At 63.7% G+C, this 21142-nt stretch carries 21 protein-coding genes; 15 read left to right on the top strand and 6 right to left on the bottom strand.

Annotation, left to right across the window (positions count from 1 at the left end; translation table 11 throughout):
- Positions 1 to 41: 41 nt before the first annotated feature.
- The 3 genes from GR167_RS15520 (at position 42) to GR167_RS15510 (ending at position 3677) form a co-directional block, all read left to right on the top strand.
- Complete coding sequence (locus GR167_RS15520) at positions 42 to 914, top strand: amidohydrolase family protein (protein WP_160974632.1); 873 nt, start codon at positions 42 to 44, stop codon at positions 912 to 914.
- 85 nt (positions 915 to 999) lie between these two features.
- A complete protein-coding gene (locus tag GR167_RS15515; RefSeq protein WP_160974631.1) occupies positions 1000 to 2562 on the top strand; it encodes an acyl-CoA dehydrogenase family protein in 1563 nt (520 codons plus the stop codon).
- Between the two features lie 140 nt (positions 2563 to 2702).
- Positions 2703 to 3677: an SLAC1 anion channel family protein gene (locus GR167_RS15510; protein WP_160974630.1), complete on the top strand. Its 975-nt coding sequence runs from the start codon at positions 2703 to 2705 to the stop codon at positions 3675 to 3677.
- A 130-nt stretch (positions 3678 to 3807) separates the two neighbouring features.
- On the opposite strand, the gene GR167_RS15505 is transcribed toward GR167_RS15510, so the two are convergent.
- Entirely contained in the window at positions 3808 to 5460 is a 1653-nt protein-coding gene (locus tag GR167_RS15505; RefSeq protein ID WP_370741326.1) for an acyl-CoA dehydrogenase family protein, read from the bottom strand.
- A 287-nt stretch (positions 5461 to 5747) separates the two neighbouring features.
- Between GR167_RS15505 and GR167_RS15500 the strand changes: the two genes are divergently transcribed.
- Positions 5748 to 6518 (top strand): sulfite exporter TauE/SafE family protein, encoded by a 771-nt coding sequence (locus GR167_RS15500; RefSeq protein WP_160974628.1) that lies wholly within the window; start codon positions 5748 to 5750, stop codon positions 6516 to 6518.
- Between the two features lie 3 nt (positions 6519 to 6521).
- On the opposite strand, the gene GR167_RS15495 is transcribed toward GR167_RS15500, so the two are convergent.
- The gene (locus GR167_RS15495; protein WP_160974627.1) at positions 6522 to 6896 is read right to left on the bottom strand and encodes a helix-turn-helix domain-containing protein; all 375 of its coding nucleotides are present in this window, start codon (positions 6894 to 6896) and stop codon (positions 6522 to 6524) included.
- A gap of 279 nt (positions 6897 to 7175) precedes the next feature.
- On the opposite strand from GR167_RS15495, the gene GR167_RS15490 reads away from it, so the two are divergent.
- A complete protein-coding gene (locus tag GR167_RS15490; protein ID WP_160974626.1) occupies positions 7176 to 8024 on the top strand; it encodes a helix-turn-helix domain-containing protein in 849 nt (282 codons plus the stop codon).
- Between the two features lie 58 nt (positions 8025 to 8082).
- Positions 8083 to 8802, top strand: coding sequence for a hypothetical protein (locus tag GR167_RS15485; RefSeq protein WP_160974625.1), 720 nt, complete (start codon positions 8083 to 8085; stop codon positions 8800 to 8802).
- An 87-nt stretch (positions 8803 to 8889) separates the two neighbouring features.
- Here GR167_RS15485 and GR167_RS15480 read toward each other — a convergent pair whose 3' ends face one another.
- From GR167_RS15480 to GR167_RS15470, 3 genes are all read right to left on the bottom strand, one after another.
- Positions 8890 to 9327 carry a glyoxalase superfamily protein gene (locus GR167_RS15480; RefSeq protein ID WP_160974624.1) on the bottom strand — a complete coding sequence of 146 codons (438 nt, stop codon included), beginning with the start codon at positions 9325 to 9327 and terminating at the stop codon, positions 8890 to 8892.
- Positions 9324 to 10721, bottom strand: coding sequence for an MATE family efflux transporter (locus tag GR167_RS15475; protein ID WP_160974623.1), 1398 nt, complete (start codon positions 10719 to 10721; stop codon positions 9324 to 9326). The genes GR167_RS15480 and GR167_RS15475 overlap by 4 nt, the downstream gene beginning before the upstream one ends.
- A gap of 270 nt (positions 10722 to 10991) precedes the next feature.
- Positions 10992 to 12590: a phosphoenolpyruvate carboxykinase gene (locus GR167_RS15470; protein WP_160974622.1), complete on the bottom strand. Its 1599-nt coding sequence runs from the start codon at positions 12588 to 12590 to the stop codon at positions 10992 to 10994.
- Positions 12591 to 12958: 368 nt separating this feature from the next.
- Here GR167_RS15470 and GR167_RS15465 point away from each other — a divergent pair, with 368 nt between their 5' ends.
- From GR167_RS15465 to GR167_RS15435, 7 genes are read left to right on the top strand one after another with little or no spacing between them, the layout of a single operon-like run.
- Positions 12959 to 13660, top strand: coding sequence for a response regulator transcription factor (locus GR167_RS15465; protein WP_160974621.1), 702 nt, complete (start codon positions 12959 to 12961; stop codon positions 13658 to 13660).
- A 2-nt stretch (positions 13661 to 13662) separates the two neighbouring features.
- Entirely contained in the window at positions 13663 to 15384 is a 1722-nt protein-coding gene (locus GR167_RS15460; protein ID WP_160974620.1) for a sensor histidine kinase, read from the top strand.
- Position 15385: 1 nt separating this feature from the next.
- The gene (locus GR167_RS15455; protein WP_370741325.1) at positions 15386 to 15823 is read left to right on the top strand and encodes an HPr kinase/phosphorylase; all 438 of its coding nucleotides are present in this window, start codon (positions 15386 to 15388) and stop codon (positions 15821 to 15823) included.
- Between the two features lie 3 nt (positions 15824 to 15826).
- Entirely contained in the window at positions 15827 to 16771 is a 945-nt protein-coding gene (rapZ, locus tag GR167_RS15450) for an RNase adapter RapZ (RefSeq protein ID WP_160974618.1), read from the top strand.
- Positions 16768 to 17163: a PTS sugar transporter subunit IIA gene (locus GR167_RS15445; RefSeq protein WP_160974617.1), complete on the top strand. Its 396-nt coding sequence runs from the start codon at positions 16768 to 16770 to the stop codon at positions 17161 to 17163. The genes rapZ and GR167_RS15445 overlap by 4 nt, the downstream gene beginning before the upstream one ends.
- Positions 17164 to 17166: 3 nt before the next feature.
- On the top strand, positions 17167 to 17445 hold the full coding sequence (locus tag GR167_RS15440; protein ID WP_160974616.1) for an HPr family phosphocarrier protein: 279 nt from the start codon (positions 17167 to 17169) through the stop codon (positions 17443 to 17445).
- A gap of 17 nt (positions 17446 to 17462) precedes the next feature.
- Entirely contained in the window at positions 17463 to 18359 is an 897-nt protein-coding gene (locus GR167_RS15435) for a lysophospholipid acyltransferase family protein (RefSeq protein WP_160974615.1), read from the top strand.
- Positions 18360 to 18481: 122 nt separating this feature from the next.
- On the opposite strand, the gene GR167_RS15430 is transcribed toward GR167_RS15435, so the two are convergent.
- On the bottom strand, positions 18482 to 19357 hold the full coding sequence (locus GR167_RS15430; protein ID WP_160974614.1) for a 3-hydroxybutyryl-CoA dehydrogenase: 876 nt from the start codon (positions 19355 to 19357) through the stop codon (positions 18482 to 18484).
- A 158-nt stretch (positions 19358 to 19515) separates the two neighbouring features.
- On the opposite strand from GR167_RS15430, the gene GR167_RS15425 reads away from it, so the two are divergent.
- Both GR167_RS15425 and GR167_RS15420 read left to right on the top strand, forming a co-directional pair.
- Positions 19516 to 20313 (top strand): DUF6473 family protein, encoded by a 798-nt coding sequence (locus GR167_RS15425; RefSeq protein WP_160974613.1) that lies wholly within the window; start codon positions 19516 to 19518, stop codon positions 20311 to 20313.
- A gap of 88 nt (positions 20314 to 20401) precedes the next feature.
- A complete protein-coding gene (locus GR167_RS15420; protein ID WP_160974612.1) occupies positions 20402 to 21142 on the top strand; it encodes an alpha/beta fold hydrolase in 741 nt (246 codons plus the stop codon).

Below are 21142 nucleotides of genomic sequence, written 5' to 3'. Positions count from 1 at the left end.
CCGAAGATGCCAAAGGCGCAACCGATTGAAAGGACAGCACAATGGTCGATATTTCCAAGGTCCGCGCCATCGACATCCACACCCATGCCGAGGAACCCTGCGGCTGCCATGCCGATGACGGCTATGACGAATTGCAAAGCACCATGGCGAATTATTTCGGTGCGCCGTGGCAGCACCCGCCGACCATCCCGCAGACGGCGGCGCATTACCGCGAACAGAATATCGCGGCGGTGATCTTCCCGGTCGATGCGGAACGCGAAACCGGCTACCGCCGCTACAAGAACGAAGAAGTGGCGGAACTGGCGGCGGAAAACGACGACGTGCTGATCCCGTTCGCGTCGATCGATCCGTGGAAGGGCAAGATGGCGGTGCGCGAAGCGCGCCGGCTGATCCGCGACTTCGGCATCAAGGGGTTCAAGTTCCACCCGACCTTCCAGGGCTTCTATCCCAATGACCGGATGGCGTATGATTTCTACAACGTGCTGGAAGAAGAAGGCGCGATTGCGCTGTTCCACACCGGCCAGACCGGGGTCGGATCGGGGATGCCGGGCGGCAACGGGATGCGGCTGAAATATTCCAACCCGATGTATCTTGACGACGTGGCGGTGGATTTCCCCGACCTGAAGATCATCATGGCGCATCCCAGTTTCCCCTGGCAGGAGGAGGCGCTGTCGGTGGCCCAGCACAAGCCCAATGTCTATATCGACCTTTCCGGCTGGTCGCCCAAGTATTTCCCCGAAATCCTGGTGCGGTATTGCAATTCGATCCTGCGCAAGAAGGTGCTGTTCGGGTCGGACTGGCCGATGATCACGCCGGAACGTTGGCTGTCCGATTTCGAAAAGATCAACATCAAGGACGAGCTGCGCCCCGACATCATCAAGAACAACGCCGCAAGGCTGTTGGGCCTGATGTAAGCCGGTTTTTCCGGTTTCTTTGAACGATACTTCGCCGCCCCTGCCCGGGGCGGCTCAGCCCCGCTTTGCCTGAAGGAGCCTTGCGATGAAACCCTTTGCAGCCCCTGTCGACGACATCCTGTTCACGCTCGAAAAGGTGGGGCGCGCCGATGCGCTGCCCGATTGGGACGGCGATCTGATCCGAGAAATCACCCAGCATTTCGCCAGCTTCGCCGAAAGCGAAATCGCGCCCTTGGACGAAGCGGGCGACCGGCAGGGATGCCGGTTGCAGGGCTGCCGGGTGGCGATGCCGGACGGGTTCGGGGAGCTGTACCAGAGCTATGCCGAACAGGGCTGGCCGTCGCTGACCGTGCCCGAGGAATATGGCGGGCAGGGGATGGGCGGCATCGCCTTGGCCTGCACCTCCGAGGTATTCAGCGGTGCCAACCATTCGCTGCAGATGGTGACCGGGCTGGTGCCCGGCGCGGTGCGGGTTTTGCTGGAATACGGCAGCGAGGATCAGAAGACCGCCTATATCCCGAAACTGGCCTCGGGCGACTGGCTGTCGACCATGTGCCTGACCGAACCGGGCGCCGGGTCGGACCTGAGCCGCGTGCGCACCCGCGCGGTGCGCGACGGCGACGGCTGGGCGATCAGCGGCGAGAAGATTTTCATCTCGGGCGGCGATCAGGACCTGAGCGAAGGCATCTTCCACCTCGTGCTGGCGCGCACCGGCGATGCGGACAGCGGCGTGAAGGGCCTGTCGCTGTTCGCCTGCCTGTCCGACCTGCCCGATGGCAGCCGCAATGCGATCACCGTCACGCGGATCGAGGAAAAGATGGGGCTGCATGCCTCCCCGACCTGTCAGATGGCCTTCGACGGCGCCCGGGCCGAGCTGATCGGCGCGGAAGGCGCCGGGTTGAAGGCGATGTTCACCATGATGAACCACGCCCGCATCGACGTGGCGCTGCAGGGTGTGGCCCACGCTACCCGCGCCCATGACATCGCCGCCGCCTATTGCGCCGAGCGTCAGCAGGGGCGCGGGCCGGACGGTGCGCCTGTGACGCTGGATGTGCACCCGGATGTGCGCAACATGCTGGACGAGATGCGCGCGCTGTCGCTGCTGGGCCGGGCGATCTGCCACCTGGCGGTGGTGGAGCTGGAAAAAGGAGACGACCCGGCGCTGGTCGATTTCCTCACCCCGATCGCCAAGCATTTCTGCACCGAAGCGGCCAGCCGCGCCGCCGATCTGGGCATCCAGTGCCTGGGCGGTTACGGCTACCTGCAGGAATACCGCATCGAACAGGTCTGGCGCGATGCCCGCATCTGCCGCATCTACGAGGGCGCCAACGGCATCCACGCACTGACCCTGGCCACGCGGATGCTGCGCGGGCCCGCCGCCGTGGCGGCCGACCGGTTCCAAGCCTTCGCTGCGGAAAACGCCGCGCCCGGGGACCTGTCGCACTGGACCCGCGCCCGGGACGCGCTGGCCGACTCCGATGCCCCTGCCGAACAGGCCGCCGATTTCATGGCGCTGTCGGAATGGCTGCTGCTGCGCTGCCTGGCGCCGCGTTTCGCCGGTCACGGGGCGCAGGCGCAGATTGCCCGCTACCTGGACCGCACTGCCTATATCGGTGCGCTGATGGCCGCCCGGATCGCCGGAGAGTGAGCGGCACAGACGCCGGATAAAAGTCCGATTAAAGATGTCAGGAAAAGAGATCTTTTGATTTAGGTCAATGCTTTCCCGGGCCGCCGGTGCCATGGCTGGCGGATCAATCACTCCGCGCGCAAACGGGAAGGAGACAGGCCATGTCAGAGGCCCTTCACGAACAATCCGGCAACCGGCTGGAACATTATCCGGTGACCTTTTTCGCCATCGTCATGGGCATGACCGGGCTGGCCTTGGCGCTGCATGCGGCGGAACTGGCCTTCAGCTTCGGCTCCACCGCCTCCACCGTGGCCTATTACGCGGCGCTGTTCATCGCGCTTCTGGCGGCGATGGGCTATATCGCCAAGGCGATGCAATATCCGCAGGCGGTCGTCGCGGAATGGAAACACCCGGTGCGGCTGGCCTTCTTCCCGGCGATTTCGATTTCGCTGCTGCTGCTGGGCACTGCGTCGATGCCGCGCAGCGAAGCGCTGGCCGAGGCGTTCTGGATTGCCGGCATGCTGGCGCAGGGCGGGCTGACCATCGCGGTGGTCGCGGGCTGGATCGGTGCGCGGGCGTTTCAGACCGGCCACCTGAGCCCGGCCTGGTTCATCCCGGCGGTGGGCAACGTGCTGGTGCCGATCGCGGGCGTGCCCTTGGGCTATACCGAGCTGAGCTGGTATTTCATGTCCGTCGGGCTGATCTTCTGGCTGGTGCTGATGACGCTGGTGATGAACCGGCTGATCTTCCACGATCCGCTGCCGGGGCGGCTGCAGCCGACGCTGGTGATCCTGATCGCGCCGCCGGCCGTGTCCTTCATTTCCTGGGTCCGCCTGGTGGGCGAGGTCGACAGTTTCTCCCGCATCCTGCTCAACGCGGCTTACCTGTTCACGCTGATCGTGGTGGTGCAGCTGCCGCGCATCGTCAAGCTGCCCTTCGCGCTGAGCCACTGGGCGCTGAGCTTCCCTTTCGCCGCCGTGACCATCGCCAGCTTCAACTATGCCGCCCATACCCATAGCGGGGTGCACAAGGCCTTTGGTGTGGTCCTGCTGGCGGTGCTGCTGGTGATCATCGCGGCGCTGCTGGTCCGCACCCTGAAGGCGATCGGCGCAGGCGAAATCTGCCAGCCGGAATAATCCCCGGCCGTTTCATCTTGGCAAAAATACCTCCGCCGGAGGCATCGCCGGGCCGCAGGCCCGGCGCAATAAAAAAGCGCGGCCCGTAAGGGCCGCACCAGTTGGGGAAGAGTCCGTTTGTAAAGCCCGATCAGCCCAACAGGCGGCGGGCGATCACCTGGGCCTGGATCTCGGCCGCGCCTTCGAAGATGTTCAGGATCCGCGCATCGCACAGGATGCGGCTGATCTGGTATTCCAGCGCGAAACCGTTGCCGCCGTGGATCTGCAGCGCGTTATCCGCCGCCGCCCAGGCGACGCGGGCGCCCAGCAGTTTCGCCATGCCCGCCTCCAGGTCGCAACGCTGGTCGTGGTCCTTTTCCCAGGCCGAGAAATAGGTCAGCTGGCGCGCCACCATGATTTCCACCGCCATCATCGCCAGCTTGTTGGCGACGCGCGGGAAGTTGATCAGCGATTTGCCGAACTGCTTGCGGTCCTCGGCATATTGCATGCCCACCTCAAGCGCGTTCTGCGCCACGCCGATGGCGCGGGCGGCGGTCTGGATGCGGGCGGCCTCGAAGGTCTTCATCAGCTGCTTGAAGCCCTGGCCCTCGACCCCGCCCAGCAGGTTGGCGCCCTTGACCTTGAACTTGTCGAAGCCCAGCTCGTATTCCTTCATGCCGCGATAGCCCAGCACCTCGATCTCGCCGCCGGTCATGCCCTCGGTCGGGAACGGGTTGGCGTCGTCGCCCGGGGTCTTTTCGGCCAGGAACATCGACAGGCCGCGGTGATCGGTGCTGTCGGGATCGGTGCGCGCCAGCAGGGTCATCACATGGGTGCGCGCGGCGTGGGTGATCCAGGTCTTGTTGCCGGTGACTTCGTAATCGCCCTCGGCGTTCTTCACCGCGCGGGTGCGCAGGGAACCGAGATCCGACCCGGTGTTGGGTTCGGTGAACACGGCGGTGGGCAGGATTTCACCGCTGGCCAGTTTCGGCAGCCACTGTTCCTTCTGTTCATCGGTGCCGCCGGCGAGGATCAGTTCGGCGGCGATTTCCGACCGGGTGCCAAGCGAGCCCACGCCGATATAGCCGCGCGACAGTTCTTCGGACACCACCACCATCGACGCCTTGCCGAGCCCCAGCCCGCCGAGGTTTTCCGGGATGGTCAGGCCGAACACGCCCATTTCGGCCAGTTCCTCGATGATTTCCATCGGGATGAAGTCGTCCTTCAGGTGCCATTCATGGGCATTGGGGGCGACCCGTTCGTCGGCATAGCGGCGGAACTGTTCGCGGATCATTTCCAGTTCCTCGTCCAGCCCCGAGGCGCCGAAGGTGGCGTGGCCCGCGTTGTCGCGCATCAGCGCGACCAGGCGGTTGCGCGCACCCTGGCTGTTGCCCTGGGCGACGAGCGTCGAGATCGCTTCGATCTCGAGCGAGGAGGCGTCGGTGCCGAGATCGGCCAGGCGGGCGATTTCGCCCTGGCTCATCGGGATGCCGCCCTTGATCTGGGCCAGGTATTCGCCAAAGGCGATCTGGTGGATCAGCTGTTCCATCTCGCCGAACTTGCTCTCGGCGGTTAGCCGTTCGGCCCAGGCCTGCATCTGGGTCAGCGACTGGCCATAGGTGGCCAGCCAGGACAGGGCGTGCGCGGCGGCCTGGTTGGCCTCCAGCGCGTCGCCGGACACCCGGCCATCGACTGAAACGCTGTCGCGCAGATTGGCGGTGGCGCTGTCCACCAGCGCATTCACCGGGGCCACGGCCGCGCCGGTCAGCGCCAGAAGATCGGGGAGAATTACAGTATCGGTCATCGTCAGGTCCTGTCCGTCGCGGGCCCCGTCGGAGCCCTGAATCATATCCTCAATTGCTGCAGTGTGACATATTCCCTTTGCAGGTGCAGCGCAATAAAAATACCGAATGAATTCTTTAGTGTTGCGAAAGTTGCGTGGAGAAAATTCGCGCGACGGCGGGGATTTGCGTCTGAACCCGGGTTTCCGGTGCGAATTTGCCAGGGGCTGTGCGGATTTGCACAAAGTTCGCTGAACGGCGCGCGCGTTTTCCTGTTGCAGCTTTTCCGGGCTGTGATCTAACAGGCGCCATGGATACGCTTTTCACGCTCATGTCGCCGCAGGTTTTCGCCTTTGCCTGCCTTGTCGCCCTGCTGGCCGGGTTCATCAAGGGGATGGTAGGCTTCGCCATGCCGATGATCCTGATTTCCGGGCTCAGCAGTTTCATCGACCCGCAGCTGGCGCTGGCCGGGCTGATGCTGCCGACGGTGGCGACCAACGGCTGGCAGGCGCTGCGGCAGGGGCGCGCGGCGGCCTGGGAATCGGTCAAGCGGTTCCGGGTGTTCCTGCTGGTCGGGCTGGTGACGATCCTGGCCAGCGCGCAGCTGGTGCGGTTCATTTCCCCGCAGGTGATGCTGCTGCTGATCGGCGTGCCGGTGTCGGTGTTCGTGCTGATCCAGCTGTTCGGCATGCGGCTGCGCCTGCCCGAGAACGGGCGCGGCGCGATCGAGGCGGCGATCGGCGGCTTTGCCGGGCTGGTCGGCGGCATGTCCGGCGTCTGGGGCCCGCCCACGGTGCTGTACCTGACCGCGCTGGACACGCCCAAGACCGAACAGTTGCGCATCCAGGGCGTGATTTACGGCCTCGGCGCGGTGGCGCTGTTGGGGGCGCATATCGGGTCGGGCGTGGTGCGCGCCGAAACGGCGGTGTTTTCCGCCGCCCTGCTGATCCCGGCCCTGATCGGGACCTGGGTCGGATTGCGGGTGCATGACCGGATCGATCAGGCGACGTTCCGCCGGATGACCCTGATCGTGCTGTTCGTCGCGGCGCTCAACCTTGTGCGCCGCGCGATCTTTTTCTGAGGCTCAGTGCGTGGCCGCGTCTTCGGCGGGCACGTAACCGGCGACCGCGTCGACGAAGGAGCGGATCTGCGCCTTCAGGCGTTCATCCTTGATCTTGCTGAAGATCGAGGCGATGCGCGCGGTTTCTTCGTCGATGACCGGGGTGGAGGCATCGGCGTTCTGGTCCAGCCCTTCGAAGAAATAGGCCGGCGGAACGTTCAGGATATTTGCGATCTCGAACAGCTTGCTGGCCGAAATGCGGTTGCGGCCGAGTTCGTATTTCTGAACCTGCTGGAACGAAATATTCAATCCCTTGGCGACGTCGGTTTGCGTCAGCCCGCGCAAGACGCGGAGGTTCTTCAGTTTCTTGCCTACGTGAACATCTACTGGGTGTGACATATCAAGTTTCCATCTTTAAGACTACCAGAAGAAGAAAACAGCTAGGTAGTATTCAATCAACTGATTATGAATTTCCTTGACGGGAACATGAATCATCCATCAGTATGAGGGTGACGGGTTAGTTGGAAAGCTGCCGTGAAGTGACGCAAAAACAAGGACTAAACAGCTTTTTCATTGTGACAGTAATGTAAAAAGTGACCATTCCGAGTGTGGTTAATGGTTCGCGCCACCATAAGGGGTTAAGTGTTGGAGTTGAAGAATCATCCGTTATTGTTCGAGTTGCTGCGCTCTTTCACCACCCTGGCGGAGACGTTGAATCTGTCTCGAACGGTCGAAATTCTCGACTCCACCCGGCAAACGGTCCGGCGCCATATCAACATCCTTGAAGAGCTCAAGGGCGCGCAGCTTTTCGTCATCGTCGACCGTCATTACCAGCTGACCGATGCGGGCCGCCGCAGCCTGCGCGAGGCGCAGGATATCCTGGCGCGGGGCAGCGCGTGGCTGAACAATGAAACCGGCCATATCGGCGGGCTGTACCATATCGCCAAGGAAGATTCGGACGGCTGGCGGTTCTTCCTGCAGCAACACCCGATCAGCGAAATCTGGCTGGGGCAGAATGATTTGCTCAAGCAGGGGGTGAAATGCTGGGCCGAGGCGGAGGGGGTGATCACCCACGAAGCCTTCGATCCGGTCCGCGACCACCTGATGGTGTTCCGCAAATCCGCCGAGGACTGGATCTGCACCGCCGTGGGCAGCGAATCCTCCTATGCGACATGGTACGGCAAGCGGTGGGAAAACAGTTCGATCGGGCGCGCGGTGCCGTCGCTGCCCGGCGGATCGCCCCATGCCGAAAAGCTGTCGCAACCGTTCGAGGAGGTCCGGGCCAACCGCGGGATCCGTTATGACCATGTGCACACGCTGATGGGGCGCGGTGAAGAAGCCAAGCCAGAACCGATCAGTTTCAAGCGGCTGCTGCTGGGCTGCCGCTATCCCGATGACAGTTTCGCCATGGCGTCGCTGGTGGTGCGCAGCTACGATTTGCAGATCAAGGGGCTGCCGCAGGCGACCATCGAAACCATGCCTGAATCGGAGCTGATGGAGGCCCCTCCCGCACCGCGGGAACAATAAAAAGACATTTTCGCCTGTGTTGGGCATCCTGTTGTTGTGTGCAGCACAGGAGTTGAAAATGAGCATACAAGATGTATTCGACGCTGCGCGGTATCTGTCCGAAACCGCGAACGAGCTGAAATCGCAGCATCTGCATATCGAGGTCGGCGACGATTTCGAAACATATGCGCAGATCGTCAAAGAGGGCCGGCCGGAACAGCCGCTGGGCCCGCCCTTCGACCCGAGAAAGCAATTTTTGCCAGCCGCCCGAGGTATTTGGATCGTCGGACGCAATGGCAAGGGCGCCCTGGTTCACACCCAGGCAATGCGTCTTCTTGATCTCTATGATCAAACCCTGGCGCGGTATCTGACTTCCCGTTTCGGGGATTTTCCGCCTGGCGGGATGGGTATCGATCACGACGGATCGTGGTTCCGTCCGGGGCCCGGGGCGGCCAAGATCACCGGCCGCGCCGTGTATCACGGTGAAATGTGGCTTAAGGATGATTCGGCCTATCGCGGGCGCGGATTGATCGATTTGCTGGCGCGGTTTTCCTTCCTGACCGCGATGTTGCACTGGCAGCCGGATTTCCTGTTCGGCTTCATGCTGCGCCCCGTCGCGCGGCGCGGGCTGGCGGAACGCGAAGGCTATATGCATTGCGATCCCTATTGCCTGAGCTGGAAGATCGACGGCCGCAACGAGCCGCTGGATTGCAACATGGTGTGGATGGCGCAGGAAGATATGCGTCACATCATGCATGTGCCCACCCGGCAGATGAACGTTGCGATTGCGGCGGAATGAGCCCTGCAGAGGCTGGGGCTTTTGCTGCCGCCCCGGCCTCGCAATTTGTCTTTTGTTCCTCTGGCGGCGGCAGGGATGATCCCGGGCCTATGCGCCGCGCAGGGGCAGCCTTTCCACGATCAGTTGCGGCACGCCGTCCGAGGTTTTTTCGGGCGACCGCCCGTCCTCGGCGATGAGCCCCTGAACGGTGCGTCGCCAATTTGAGAAACTATCGAATTTGACCGTGTCGACCGGATGGTCGAGCCTGATTTTCACCCGGCGGTATTGTCCCGCCTTCGTCACGGATACGATCCGCCCAGTGAAATCCTGCCCCAGGTAGCGGCCGCGAACCGGCATGTTCGGGCGCAGGCCGCGAAGCGCCGGGGCCGACAGCCGTGCATGCAGCGTGTTCCAGTCGCGCGCGCCGTGCTGCCGGGCGATCCGTTCCAGCGCCTCGGACTGGCGGATCGGGGTGCCCTGTTCCGCCAGCTCCCGGCGCAGGGCCTTTGCTTGCGCCTTGGCTTCTTCCACGCTCTGGAGGGTCATGTCCGTTCCGCCGTCATGGTCAATCCGAACCCCGGTTGCCCGGGGCCTTTTGACAGGCTACGCGCGACCAGAGCGGTTGCAAAGGTCAGCACGATCCCATCGGCCAGCGGAAAGGCGAACCAGATCGCGCCCGGCCCGGCGAGGCTGACGCAGGCAAGGATCAGCAGCGGGCTGAGCAGGAAGGGTTTGATCAGCGTCAGCAGCGCGGTGCGGGCGGGTTGCCCCACGGCCTGGAAATAAAGCGCCAGGACGAGGATGGGGCCGGCGAACAGGTAGAACAGAAGCAAGGGCCACAGGATCACCGCGACCTGGGCGACGACCGCATGATCCGCCACGAAACCGAACCCGATCCGCGAACTGGTGGCAAGCAGGGCCGCCTCGACCGCGAGGCAATAGAGGAACGTCACCACAAGCGACAGCCGCAGCGCCGCGTCGGACCGCGCGTAAAGCCCGGCGCCGACATTGTTGCCGACGATGCTCTGGGTGGCGAGCGCGATGGCCATCTGCGGCAGGAACACGAAGCCCATGATCCGCGTCACTATCCCGTAGGCCGCGACGGTGTCGGCGCTGCCCGCTGCAGCCGTCAGGTTCAGCACCGCGATCACGGTGGCCGACACCAGCGCCAGGCCGATGAAGCTGAGGCTGAGCGGCGCGCCCAGTGCCAGCACAGTTTTCCAGTCGCCGCGCCAGCGGTGGCGGGTCAGCACCGACAGCGGCATCAGGCTCCGGTCGCGCAGACGCATCCCGATCAGCAGGATCAGCCCCAGCCCCTGCGCCAGCACGGTGCCCCAGGCCGATCCCGCCACGCCGAAATCGAACATCACGATCAGCACGTAGTCGAGGATCACATTGGCCAGGGTGACGCCCACCGACAGCAGCGCCATGAAACCGGCGCGGCCTTCGTTGCGCAGCGCGTCGGCATGGATTCCAAGCAGAAACTGCACCGGCGCCCCCAAGACCAGGATCGACAGGTAGATATGCGCCATCGCGGCGATGTCGCCTTGCGCGCCCAGCAGGTGGGTCAGCCCCCAGCGGCCCGCGCTCAGGAAGGTCGCGATCAGCAGCAGGGAAATCAGCAGGGACAGCCCATGGGCGCGGGTGAAGATGCTTTCGGCGGCGTGCCTGTCGCCGGCGCCCAGGTGGCGGGCCAGCAGGCTGGACATGCCGCCGCTGACAAGGGTGGACAGGGCGATGGTGATCATCACCACGGGGAAGCTGAGGCTGACCGCGGCCAGCGCCCCGGCGCCGACGAATTGCCCCAGAAAGGCGGCATCGACGACGTTCAACAGCCCGCTCATCGACATCACAAGGGTCATGGGCAGGGCATTGATCACGAACAACCGTCCCATCGGGACGGTCAGAAAACGGTTATCAGCGGCGGGTCCGGACGACATCGCTCACTCCTCTCAAGAGGCATTTCAAGTTCGATGGGGGCCTGCATTGCCCACCGCCGAAATGCTTTCGAGGGTGAGGTGATCGTTGCTTCGGGCTTCACCGTGACTTTCGTCCGCAGGCGGCAGGTGCCCGACACCTTGGCCGCCGTTTAGCCGCATCGCGCAGGGGTTGTCAACGCCTGCCTCGTTGCGCGCAGGAAAGGGGTGGAACGAAAAACGCCCCGGCCTAGGGGCCGGGGCGTTGCAGTGTCTGCGATGACGTCCGCGCGATCAGCCGATCGCGGCGGCTTTCACGTCTTCGTCGATGTAAGGCACATACTGTTCGAAGTTGTCGGCGAACATCTGCACCAGCTTGGCGGCCTGCGCGTCATAGGCGGCTGCATCCGCCCATGTCTGGCGCGGGTCCAGCAGCTTTTCGTCGACGCCCGGAACCGAAACCGGCACGTCGAAGCCGAAGTTTTCGTCCTTGCGGAACTCGGCTTCGTTCAGCGAGCCTTCCAGCGCGGCGGTCAGCAGCGCGCGGGTTGCCTTGATCGGCATCCGCGAACCGGTGCCGAAGGCGCCGCCGGTCCAGCCGGTGTTGACCAGCCAGCAGGTCGCGCCGTGCTTGCCGATCTTGTCGCGCAGCAGGTTGCCGTAGGTTTCCGGACGACGCGGCATGAACGGTGCGCCGAAGCAGGTCGAGAAGGTGGGTTCGGGTTCAACGACGCCACGTTCGGTGCCCGGGGTCTTCGAGGTGAAGCCCGACAGGAAGTGATACATCGCCTGCGCCGGGGTCAGTCGCGCGATCGGCGGCAGCACGCCGTAAGCGTCGCAGGTCAGCAGGATCACGTTCTTCGGGTGACCGCCAAGCGCGGTGTCCGAGGAATTCGAGATGTATTCCAGCGGATAGGCGCAGCGCATGTTTTCGGTCAGGCTGGAATCTTCGAAGTCGAGTTCGAAGGTTTCCGGGTCGAAGACCATGTTTTCGATCACGGTGCCGAACTTCGTGGTGGTGGCGTAGATTTCCGGTTCCGCCTCGGGGTTCAGGCCGATGGTCTTGGCATAGCAGCCGCCTTCGAAGTTGAAGGTGCCGCGATCCGACCAGCCGTGTTCGTCATCGCCGATCAGGGTGCGCGACGGGTCGGCCGACAGGGTGGTCTTGCCGGTGCCCGACAGGCCGAAGAAGATCGCGGTGTCGACCGGGTTGTCGATGGCGTGGTTGGCCGAGCAGTGCATCGGCATGACGCCCTGTTCCGGCAGCAGGTAGTTCAGCAGGGTGAACACCGATTTCTTGTTCTCGCCGGCATATTCGGTGTTGCCGATCAGGATCAGCTTCTTGTCGAAGTTCATCGCGATCACGGTGTCGCTGCGGCAGTCATGGCGTTCCGGGTCGGCCTTGAAGCTGGGGCAGTTGATGACGGTGAAATCGGCCAGGAAGCTGTCCAGCGCTTCGCGCTCGGGACGGCGCAGCAGGTGGCGGATGAACAGGCCGTGCCAGGCCAGCTCGGTCACCATGCGGACGTTGATCGCATGATCGGGATCGGCGCCGCCGACGAGGTCCTGAACGTAGAAGTCGCGGCCCTTCATGTGCTCCAGCATATCGGCATAGAGGTTGTCGAACCCTTCCGGCGACATCGCGGCATTGTTTTCCCACCAGATCTTATCGACGACGCTGTCGGTCTTGACGACATGCTTGTCCTTGGGCGACCGGCCGGTGAATTTCCCGGTGGTGACCAGGAAGGCGCCGCCGTTGCCCAGCGTGCCTTCGCCGTTTTTGAGCGCGGCTTCGATCAGCGCGGGCTCCATAAGATTGTAAAAGACATTGCCCAGCCCAGTGATCCCCTGATCTTCCAGCTGGAATTCCGGGTTTACCCGTCCAAATGTCATATTGCCAAGCTCCTGTAGCCGCGCATGTCGCGGCGATTGTCCATGCGGGGGCGAGACTCCTCTCCCGTTCCCGACCGGATGCAGTACCCGATAACCGGCCTCTTAACATGACGTTTCCATGAAGTAACAGGACGGTTTAGCGCAGTTAGCGCAACCAAATCGAAGTTAGCGCAATCAAGGCGGAAATCCCCCGGTCGCCGCGCCGCCGTCCCGCCGGATGTGAGGCAAATTAGCCATTGGTTGAGAAAATTGCCGTGAAATCGGTTCTGTGGCGGGGCTGATTCGCAGTTTCCGATTGATTGCCAAGGGAGATTTTGGGCATAATGAGGAAAAAATTAGGCAATAAGAGCAGTAAAAGGAATTCTCCCATGTCGAAAATCGCCCTTGTGGACGATGACAGGAATATCCTGACATCGGTGGCCATGACTCTTGAGGCAGAAGGGTTCGAGGTCGAGACTTATAATGACGGTCAATCCGCGCTGGATGCGTTCAATCGCAAGCTGCCGGACATGGCCGTTCTGGATATCAAGATGCCGCGGATGGACGGGATGGACCTGTTGCAGCGGCTGCGCCAGAAAACCCAGATGCCGGTGATCTTCCTGACCTCCAAGGACGATGAGATCGACGAGGTTCTGGGCCTGCGCATGGGCGCCGACGATTACGTCAAGAAACCGTTTTCGCAGCGCCTGCTGGTCGAACGCATCCGCGCGCTGCTGCGCCGCCAGGACGCGGTGTCGGGCATCGAGGTGGTCGAGACCGAGGAAACAAAGGTGATCGAACGCGGCGACCTGCGGATGGACCCGCTGCGCCACTCGGTTAGCTGGAAGGGCAACGACGTGTCGCTGACCGTGACCGAATTCCTGCTGCTGCAGGCGCTGGCACAGCGCCCCGGCTTCGTGAAGTCGCGCGATCAGCTGATGGATGTGGCCTATGACGATCAGGTCTATGTCGACGACCGAACTATCGACAGCCACATCAAACGGCTGCGCAAGAAGATGCGCACCGCCGACCCGGAATTCGCGGCGATCGAAACGCTGTACGGCATCGGTTACCGGTATAACGAAGACTGAGAATGGCGCTGGCTGAAGGGATCAACTTGCGGGATACGGCGACACGACAAAGTGGCGACGTGGTGCTGGGCGACGATTTCGTCGCCCCGGCCAGCACCGTGGACAAGGAACTGCGCGTTCGTCGTGAACGGCGCGGTTGGCTGTCGCTGAACCGGTCGCCGCTGACCCGCAAGATCATCACCTTCAACCTGATCGCGCTGAACATCCTGGTTGCCGGGGTGTTGCTGCTGAATTCCTCGCGCGATTCCTTCGCGGTGGAACGGGCCAATTCGCTGGTGGCGCAGGCGGAACTGATCGCCGACGTGATCGAGGCGCAGCTGCCCGACGAAGCCGTGACGGATATTTCGGCCACTGGCGGCGCGGTCGATGCCGCCCGTACGCTGGAAGCGCTGGACCTGCGCGACGGTGTCGAAGCCTTCGTCTTCGACCGCGACATCGCCTTGGTGTCCAGCGTCGAAGGGCAGGGCGGCGCGCCGACCGCCGACATGCCCGAACCGGGGCCGACGCTGATCATCGACGCGCTGTCCTGGCTTTGGGACAAGATGTCGGGGCTGTTTTCCCTGAACGACACCGCGGCGGTGCTGCCCAGCGTCGAGGATCAGGCGCGGCAACTGGCGGCCGAGGCGCTGACCGGCGAGGCGCGCATCGACATGGGCACCGCGACCGGCGGCGCCAAGATTTTCACCGCCGCCACCCCGATCGAACAGGGCGGCCGCATCGTCGGCGTCGTCGCGCTGAGCAGCCTGGCGGGCGAGGTCGATCTTCTGGTGCGGGCGCAGCGCGAACGGGTGCTGCAGATGTTCCTGATCGCGATCCTGGTGTCGATCGGGCTGAGCCTGGTGCTGGCCTCGACCATCGCCAACCCGCTGGCCGACCTGGCCGCCGCCGCCGAACTGGGTGGCGCGCGCGACAAGCGGCAGAAGACCGGCGGCCGTATCCGCATCCCCGACCTGACCGCGCGGCCCGACGAGATCGGCCGCCTGTCCGGCGCGTTGCGCGGCATGGTGTCGGCGCTGTACGACCGGATCGACAGCAACGAACAATTCGCCGCCGACGTGGCGCATGAGATCAAGAACCCGCTGGCCAGCCTGCGCTCGGCCGTGGGCACCCTGCGGGTCGCCAAGCGCGACGATCAGCGCGAAAAACTGCTGGACGTGATCGATCACGACGTGCGCCGGCTGGACCGCCTGGTCAGCGACATTTCCAACGCCTCGCGGCTGGACAGCGAACTGGTGAAGGAAGAACAGGAATCCTTCGACCTGCTGAAGATGCTGCGCAACCTCAGCGAATACCTGGGCCAGCAGGCGGGCGAACAGGGCGTCGATTTCATCACCGACCTGCCCGAGACCCCGATCGAGATCATGGGGCTGGAGGCGCGGCTGGCGCAGGTTTTCGTCAACCTGATCACCAACGCGATCAGTTTCTGCGAAGAGGGCGACGCGATCCGCGTCTGGGCACGGCAGCGCGAAAACCGCGTGCTGGTGGTGGTCGAAGACACCGGCCCCGGCATCCCCGAAGAAGCGCTGACCAAGGTGTTCAAGCGGTTCTATTCGGAACGCCCCGAACACCAGTTCGGCAACAATTCCGGCCTTGGCCTGGCGATTTCGAAACAGATCGTCGAGGCGCATGGCGGCGTGATCTGGGCCGAAAACATCCGCCCGACCGATGCCGACGCGACCTCGGAACCGCTGGGCGCGCGGTTCGTCGTGGGCCTGCCGGTGTGACGTGGACCGCCCGGCGGACAGCGATTGCCTGATTACCCATGCCAGCACCGTCGCGCTTGACGGGCGCGCGGTGGTGATCACCGGCCGCGCAGGCGCAGGCAAATCCGGGCTGGCGCTGCAGTTGATGGCATTGGGCGCGGGGTTGGTGGCGGATGACCGGACTTGTCTTTGGAAAGACGGCGACACGATCTGGGCCGACGCGCCGGACACCATCCGCGGCCGGATCGAGGCGCGCTTTGTCGGTATCCTGGACGCGCAGGCCACAGGCCCGGCCCGCGCCGCGCTGTGGGTCGATCTGGACCAAGAAGAAACGCTGCGTCTGCCGGATAAAAAAACCGTGACGGTTCTGGGAGTTTCGCGCCCGTTGCTGCACAATGTGCAGGCGCAGCATTTCCCGGCTGCGATTCTGCACTATCTGAAGGCGGGCAGGCGGGACTGAGCCATGAGCGAAGCCGAAACCAACAGCGTGGGGCGACAGCGCATCGTCCTTGTCACCGGTCCTTCCGGCGCCGGGCGCACCACCGCGATCCGCACGATGGAGGATCTGGGGTTCGAGGCGATCGACAACCTGCCGCTGCGGCTGCTGCCGCGGCTGCTGGAAGACCCGCCGCTGGGCCGCGACCTGGTGCTGGGGCTGGATGTGCGCAACCGCGACTTTTCCGTCAACGCGCTGATCGAAACCCTCGACAGCCTGCGCGACGCGCCGGGGATGGAGACCGAGCTCTTGTATCTCGACTGCCGCTCGGACGTGTTGCTGCGGCGGTTTTCCGAAACCCGCCGCCGCCACCCGCTGGCCCCGGCGGAAGGCCCTGAAGAGGGGGTGCAGCGCGAGTTGGATCTGCTGGTGCCGATCCGGGCGCGGGCCGATATCCTGATCGACAGTTCCGACCTGACCCCGCATGATTTGCGCGCCGAGGTCGAGCGGCTGATCACCCCCGAAAGCGGCGCGCGGCTGGCGGTGTCGGTGAATTCCTTTTCCTACAAGCGCGGGCTGCCGCGCGGCATGGACATGGTGCTGGACTGCCGGTTCCTGAAAAATCCCTATTGGGAACAATCGCTGCGGGCGCTGGACGGGCGCAGCGCCGATGTGGTTGCCCATATCGCCGGCGATCCTCGTTTCGTCCCCTTCTTCGACAAGGTGCTGGACCTGGCCCGGATGCTGCTGCCGGCCTATATGGAGGAAGGCAAGGCGCATTTCGCCATCGGTTTCGGCTGTACCGGCGGGCAACACCGGTCGGTGGCAATCGCAGAAAAGATGTCCCAGGCCCTTGCGGAGGACGGCTGGCAAGTGTCAACTAGGCATCGCGAACTCGAGCGGAGGCAGGCTAGCGCCGTCGCCGGGGCGTCGCAGCAGACAGCGAATGCAGGCGAAGGAAGGCAAGCTTGATCGGTATCGTCATCGTCGCGCATGGGGGATTGGCGCAGGAATACCTGGCCGCGATCGAACATGTCGTCGGTCCCCAATCCGGCATTCGCGCCATTTCCATCGATGTGGATCACGACCGGGCGCAGAAGCAGCGTGAAATCTGCGAAGCCGCCGACGCGGTCGATCAGGGCAAGGGCGTGGTGGTGGTGACCGACATGTTCGGCGGCTCGCCGTCCAACCTGTCGCTGCTGGCTTGCCAGCACGACAACCGCCGCATTCTCTATGGCGCCAACCTCCCGATGCTGATCAAGCTGGCGAAATCCCGCCATCTTGGCGTCGCCGACGCGGTCCGTGCTGCGATGGAAGCGGGGCGCAAATATATTGACAGTCAGATTGTAACCAAAGTCCTATAAAACATGCCCGAAACAACATTGCGCAAATTCGAGATCATCAACGAAAAGGGGCTGCATGCCCGCGCCTCCGCCAAGCTGGTGGAAGTGGTCGAGGGATTCGATGCCACGGCCGAGATCTGCCGTGACGGCATGTCGGCCTCGGGCGACAGCATCATGGGGCTTTTGATGTTGGCAGCCTCCAAAGGAACCACTATTGAAGTCCAGACGTCCGGACCGGATGCCGAGGCGCTTGCCGATGCGATCGAAGCGCTGGTAGCGGACCGGTTCGGCGAAGACATGTAAGCGCGGGGACGCGTGATATGGACGGTACGGGACACGTGGTGGACAGCGCAGGCAAGGATCAGACCGGGCAACCGCAGCAGGGGGTGAGTTTCACCACCTATGACCGGCGCAGCCTGACCTATGCCAACAGTTTCGACAGTTTCGCCAAGTCGCAGACGATCCGGGCAATCGAATGGCTGACCGGCAAGATTTCCATCCTGCGGATGATCCGCGACTTCGAACGCCGCGGTACCCCCGAGGGGCAGGCGTTCTGGGGCGCCTGCCTGGACGTGATGGGCATCGACCTGCAGACGCCGATGGAACAGATCGAACGCATCCCGACCGAGGGGCCGGTGGTGGTGGTGGCCAACCACCCGCACGGGTTGGTCGACGGGATGATCCTGGCCGAACTGATCGGCCGGCGGCGCAACGATTACCGTATCCTGACCCGCGAATTGCTGACCGGGCTGGACGAGGTCGCGTCGTCCTACCTGATCCCGGTGCCGTTCCCGTACGAGGAAGACGCGCAGCGCAAGAGCGTGGAAATGCGCGCCTCAGCGATGGCGCATCTGAAACAGGGCGGCGTGGTCAGCGTGTTCCCCTCGGGCGTGGTGGCGTCGTCCAAATCGATGCTCGGCCCGGTGGTCGAGGCCGACTGGAACGTGTTCACCGCGCAGATGATCCGCCGCTCGGGTGCGACGGTGGTGCCGATCCGGTTCACCGGCGAGAATTCGCGCTGGTACCACATGGCCAACCAGGTCTCGGCGACGCTGCGGCAGGGGCTTTTGCTGCATGAAATCGTGCACAGCTGCAACCAGCCGCACAAACCGGTCATCGGCCATCCGCTGAGCGATGATCAGATGGAACGGCTGGCCTCGGACCCGCGCGGCTATATCGCCTGGCTGCGCGAACACACGCTTGGCCTGATCGACTGAGCTATTCTTTTAGGGACGGGGTAAAGCGCCTTGGAAGGCGCTTTGACGCGATTTGACAAATCGCGTGACCAAGGATTTTCGAGAATCCTTGGTCCTGAGGGGCCGAATGGTCAGGTGCGGCCTTAGCGCGTCGGCACCGGGACCTCGCCGCGATAGTCGTAGAAGCCGCGGCCCGACTTGCGGCCCAGCCATCCGGCTTCGACATATTTCACCAGCAGCGGACAGGGCCGGTACTTGGTGTCGGCCAGCCCGTCATGCAGCACGTTCATGATCGCCAGGCAGGTGTCGAGCCCGATGAAATCGGCCAGTTCCAGCGGCCCCATCGGGTGGTTGGCGCCGAGCTTCATCGATTCGTCGATCGACTTCACGTTGCCGACCCCTTCGTAGAGTGTGTAGACCGCTTCGTTGATCATCGGCACCAGGATGCGGTTGACGATGAAGGCGGGGAAATCTTCGGCGCTGGCGGCGGTCTTGCCCAGCCGTTCGACCACGCCGAGGCAAGCCTTGTAGGTGGGTTCATCCGTGGCAATGCCGCGGATCAGTTCGACCAGCTGCATCAGCGGCACCGGGTTCATGAAATGGAAGCCCATGAAGCGTTCCGGCCGGTCGGTGCGGCTGGCCAGGCGGGTGATCGAGATCGACGAGGTGTTCGAGGTCAGGATCGTGTGCGGCTGCAGATGCGGACCCAGTTCGTCGAAGATCGCCTGTTTGACGGTTTCGCGTTCGGTGGCCGCTTCGATCACCAGGTCGGTCTGGCCCAGGTCGGTCAGGGTCAGCGTGGTGTCGATCCGCGCCATCGCGGCATCCTTGTCGGCCTGGCTGATCTTGTCGCGGCTGACCTGGCGGTCGAGGTTGCGCGAAATCAGCGCGACGGCGGCGTCCAGCGCTTCGCGGTTGATGTCGTTGAGCAGCACGTCATACCCGGCCAGCGCCATCACATGCGCGATCCCGTTGCCCATCTGACCGGCCCCGATCACGCCGATTTTGCGAATTTCCATGATCTTGTCCCTCATCCGTTCTTGTCCCCAGATAGGCATGTGTGAGCCGCGGCTGCAAGACCGGCGGTGACACATTCAAATCCCGCGAATTTTAAGTTTAGCCCTTTTTCAACGACTCGGGGTCAGGCTGTGGCCGGGTTATGAAATTGGTGGGCGCTATGACATACGCAAAGCAAGGGGCCGAGGCCCTGGATTACCTGCCGTGCCGATACGGACGGTCGAAACTGCAATTCCGCGGGCCGATGCGGCCGGTGCCACGCGATTACGTCTGTTTCATCGGCGGCAGCGAAACCTTCGGCCGGTTCGTCGCCCGGCCCTATCCGGCGCTGGTCGAGGACATGACCGGCATGCCCTGCCTGAACCTGGGCAGCGCCAATGCCGGGCTGGACAGTTTCCTGCAGGACGCGACGGTGATTTCGCTGGCGCGCGGCGCCCGGATGGTGGTGCTGCAGCTGATGGGGCCGCAATACCTGTCGAACCGGTTCTACACGGTGCATCCGCGCCGCAACGACCGGTTCATCAAGGCCAACGCGCCGCTCCGGCGGCTGTATCCGTCGGTGGATTTCACCGAATTCAGCTTTGTCGGGCACCTGTTGAACCGGCTGCAGCATGTATCGCGGCATAAATTCCGCCAGGTGCGGGCGGAATTGCAGGCCACATGGGCCGAAAGGATGCAGCTGGCGCTGCGGCTTTATGGGCGCCCGGTGCTGCTGTTGTGGATGGAGGAAGGCCAGGCGATGACCCGGCTGCTGGACCGGGACATGCTGGCGCGGCTGCAAAGCGACGGGGTGGAGCTGCTGCGGATCGGATCGGACCAATGGGTGTCGCAGCAGGGCGTCCGGGACATGGTGTTCGGTGCTGCCCAGGCGCGCGCCGCCACGGTCAGCCCCAGTTCCGCCTATCACCGGCTGGTCGCGCAGCAGCTGACGCCCTTCGTGCTGAACGGGCTGGCCTAGCGGGCAGGACGGGCAGGACGGGCAGGCGGCGCGGGCGATTTCGCGGCCGAGGCTTCCCGACGGGGCGCGAAGCGCCTATGTCGGGGGCATGCGTATTCTGAGTCTGATTTTGGCGATGCTGATCCCGGCGCTGGCCCCCGCGCAGGCCGGGGCGGGCTGTGTCGTGCTGCTGCACGGGCTGGCGCGGACCGAAAGTTCCTTCCTGCTGATGGAACAGGTGCTGCGCCACAAGGGGTACGAGGTGGTCCGGCCCGGGTATCCCTCGACCGAGGAAACGATTTCCAACCTCGCGCAGGAGGTCCTGCCGCGCGCCGCCGCACAATGCGAGGGCCGGCCGATCCATTTCGTGACCCATTCGATGGGCGGCATATTGCTGCGCTACTGGCTGGTCGGGCATGGCACCGAAGATATTGGCCGGGTGGTGATGCTGTCGCCGCCCAATGGCGGGTCCGAGGTGGTCGATGTGTTTGGCGAGCTGAAGGCCTTCGGCTGGTTCAACGGGCCGGCGGGGCAGCAACTGGGCACCGGCGAGCAGGGGTTGCCGGCGCATTTGCCCGAGGTGGATTTCGAGCTGGGGGTGATCGCGGGCAACCGGTCGCTCAACCCGGTGTTTTCGGCGCTGATCGAAGGCGATGATGACGGCAAGGTGTCGGTCGCCTCGACCCGGGTGGCTGGGATGGCCGATCATATCGTGCTGCCGGTGACCCATACCTTCATGATGAACGACCCGATGGTGATTGCGCAGGCGCTGGAATTTATCGAAAAAGGGGCGTTCGACCGGGGGCTGACCTGGACGGACGCGCTGAGGAAACTGCCCGAGGGGGAATAG

Origin of the sequence: Thalassovita mangrovi (assembly GCF_009857745.1) — a bacterium.
GTDB classification, from domain to species: domain Bacteria; phylum Pseudomonadota; class Alphaproteobacteria; order Rhodobacterales; family Rhodobacteraceae; genus Thalassobius; species Thalassobius mangrovi.
This window is presented reverse-complemented; position numbering and strand designations above follow the sequence as displayed.

Bases quoted from the DNA above. Each gene is read 5' to 3' on its own strand.
- GR167_RS15465 (WP_160974621.1), top strand. From the start codon at position 12,959: ATGTCGAAAATCGCCCTTGTGGACGATGACAGGAATATCCTGACATCG.
- GR167_RS15505 (WP_370741326.1), bottom strand. From the start codon at position 5,460: ATGACCGATACTGTAATTCTCCCCGATCTTCTGGCGCTGACCGGCGCG.
- GR167_RS15515 (WP_160974631.1), top strand. From the start codon at position 1,000: ATGAAACCCTTTGCAGCCCCTGTCGACGACATCCTGTTCACGCTCGAA.
- GR167_RS15510 (WP_160974630.1), top strand. From the start codon at position 2,703: ATGTCAGAGGCCCTTCACGAACAATCCGGCAACCGGCTGGAACATTAT.
- GR167_RS15520 (WP_160974632.1), top strand. From the start codon at position 42: ATGGTCGATATTTCCAAGGTCCGCGCCATCGACATCCACACCCATGCC.
- GR167_RS15470 (WP_160974622.1), bottom strand. From the start codon at position 12,590: ATGACATTTGGACGGGTAAACCCGGAATTCCAGCTGGAAGATCAGGGG.
- GR167_RS15430 (WP_160974614.1), bottom strand. From the start codon at position 19,357: ATGGAAATTCGCAAAATCGGCGTGATCGGGGCCGGTCAGATGGGCAAC.
- GR167_RS15475 (WP_160974623.1), bottom strand. From the start codon at position 10,721: ATGTCGTCCGGACCCGCCGCTGATAACCGTTTTCTGACCGTCCCGATG.
- GR167_RS15440 (WP_160974616.1), top strand. From the start codon at position 17,167: ATGCCCGAAACAACATTGCGCAAATTCGAGATCATCAACGAAAAGGGG.
- GR167_RS15485 (WP_160974625.1), top strand. From the start codon at position 8,083: ATGAGCATACAAGATGTATTCGACGCTGCGCGGTATCTGTCCGAAACC.
- GR167_RS15460 (WP_160974620.1), top strand. From the start codon at position 13,663: ATGGCGCTGGCTGAAGGGATCAACTTGCGGGATACGGCGACACGACAA.
- GR167_RS15495 (WP_160974627.1), bottom strand. From the start codon at position 6,896: ATGTCACACCCAGTAGATGTTCACGTAGGCAAGAAACTGAAGAACCTC.
- GR167_RS15420 (WP_160974612.1), top strand. From the start codon at position 20,402: ATGCGTATTCTGAGTCTGATTTTGGCGATGCTGATCCCGGCGCTGGCC.
- rapZ (WP_160974618.1), top strand. From the start codon at position 15,827: ATGAGCGAAGCCGAAACCAACAGCGTGGGGCGACAGCGCATCGTCCTT.
- GR167_RS15425 (WP_160974613.1), top strand. From the start codon at position 19,516: ATGACATACGCAAAGCAAGGGGCCGAGGCCCTGGATTACCTGCCGTGC.
- GR167_RS15435 (WP_160974615.1), top strand. From the start codon at position 17,463: ATGGACGGTACGGGACACGTGGTGGACAGCGCAGGCAAGGATCAGACC.
- GR167_RS15480 (WP_160974624.1), bottom strand. From the start codon at position 9,327: ATGACCCTCCAGAGCGTGGAAGAAGCCAAGGCGCAAGCAAAGGCCCTG.
- GR167_RS15500 (WP_160974628.1), top strand. From the start codon at position 5,748: ATGGATACGCTTTTCACGCTCATGTCGCCGCAGGTTTTCGCCTTTGCC.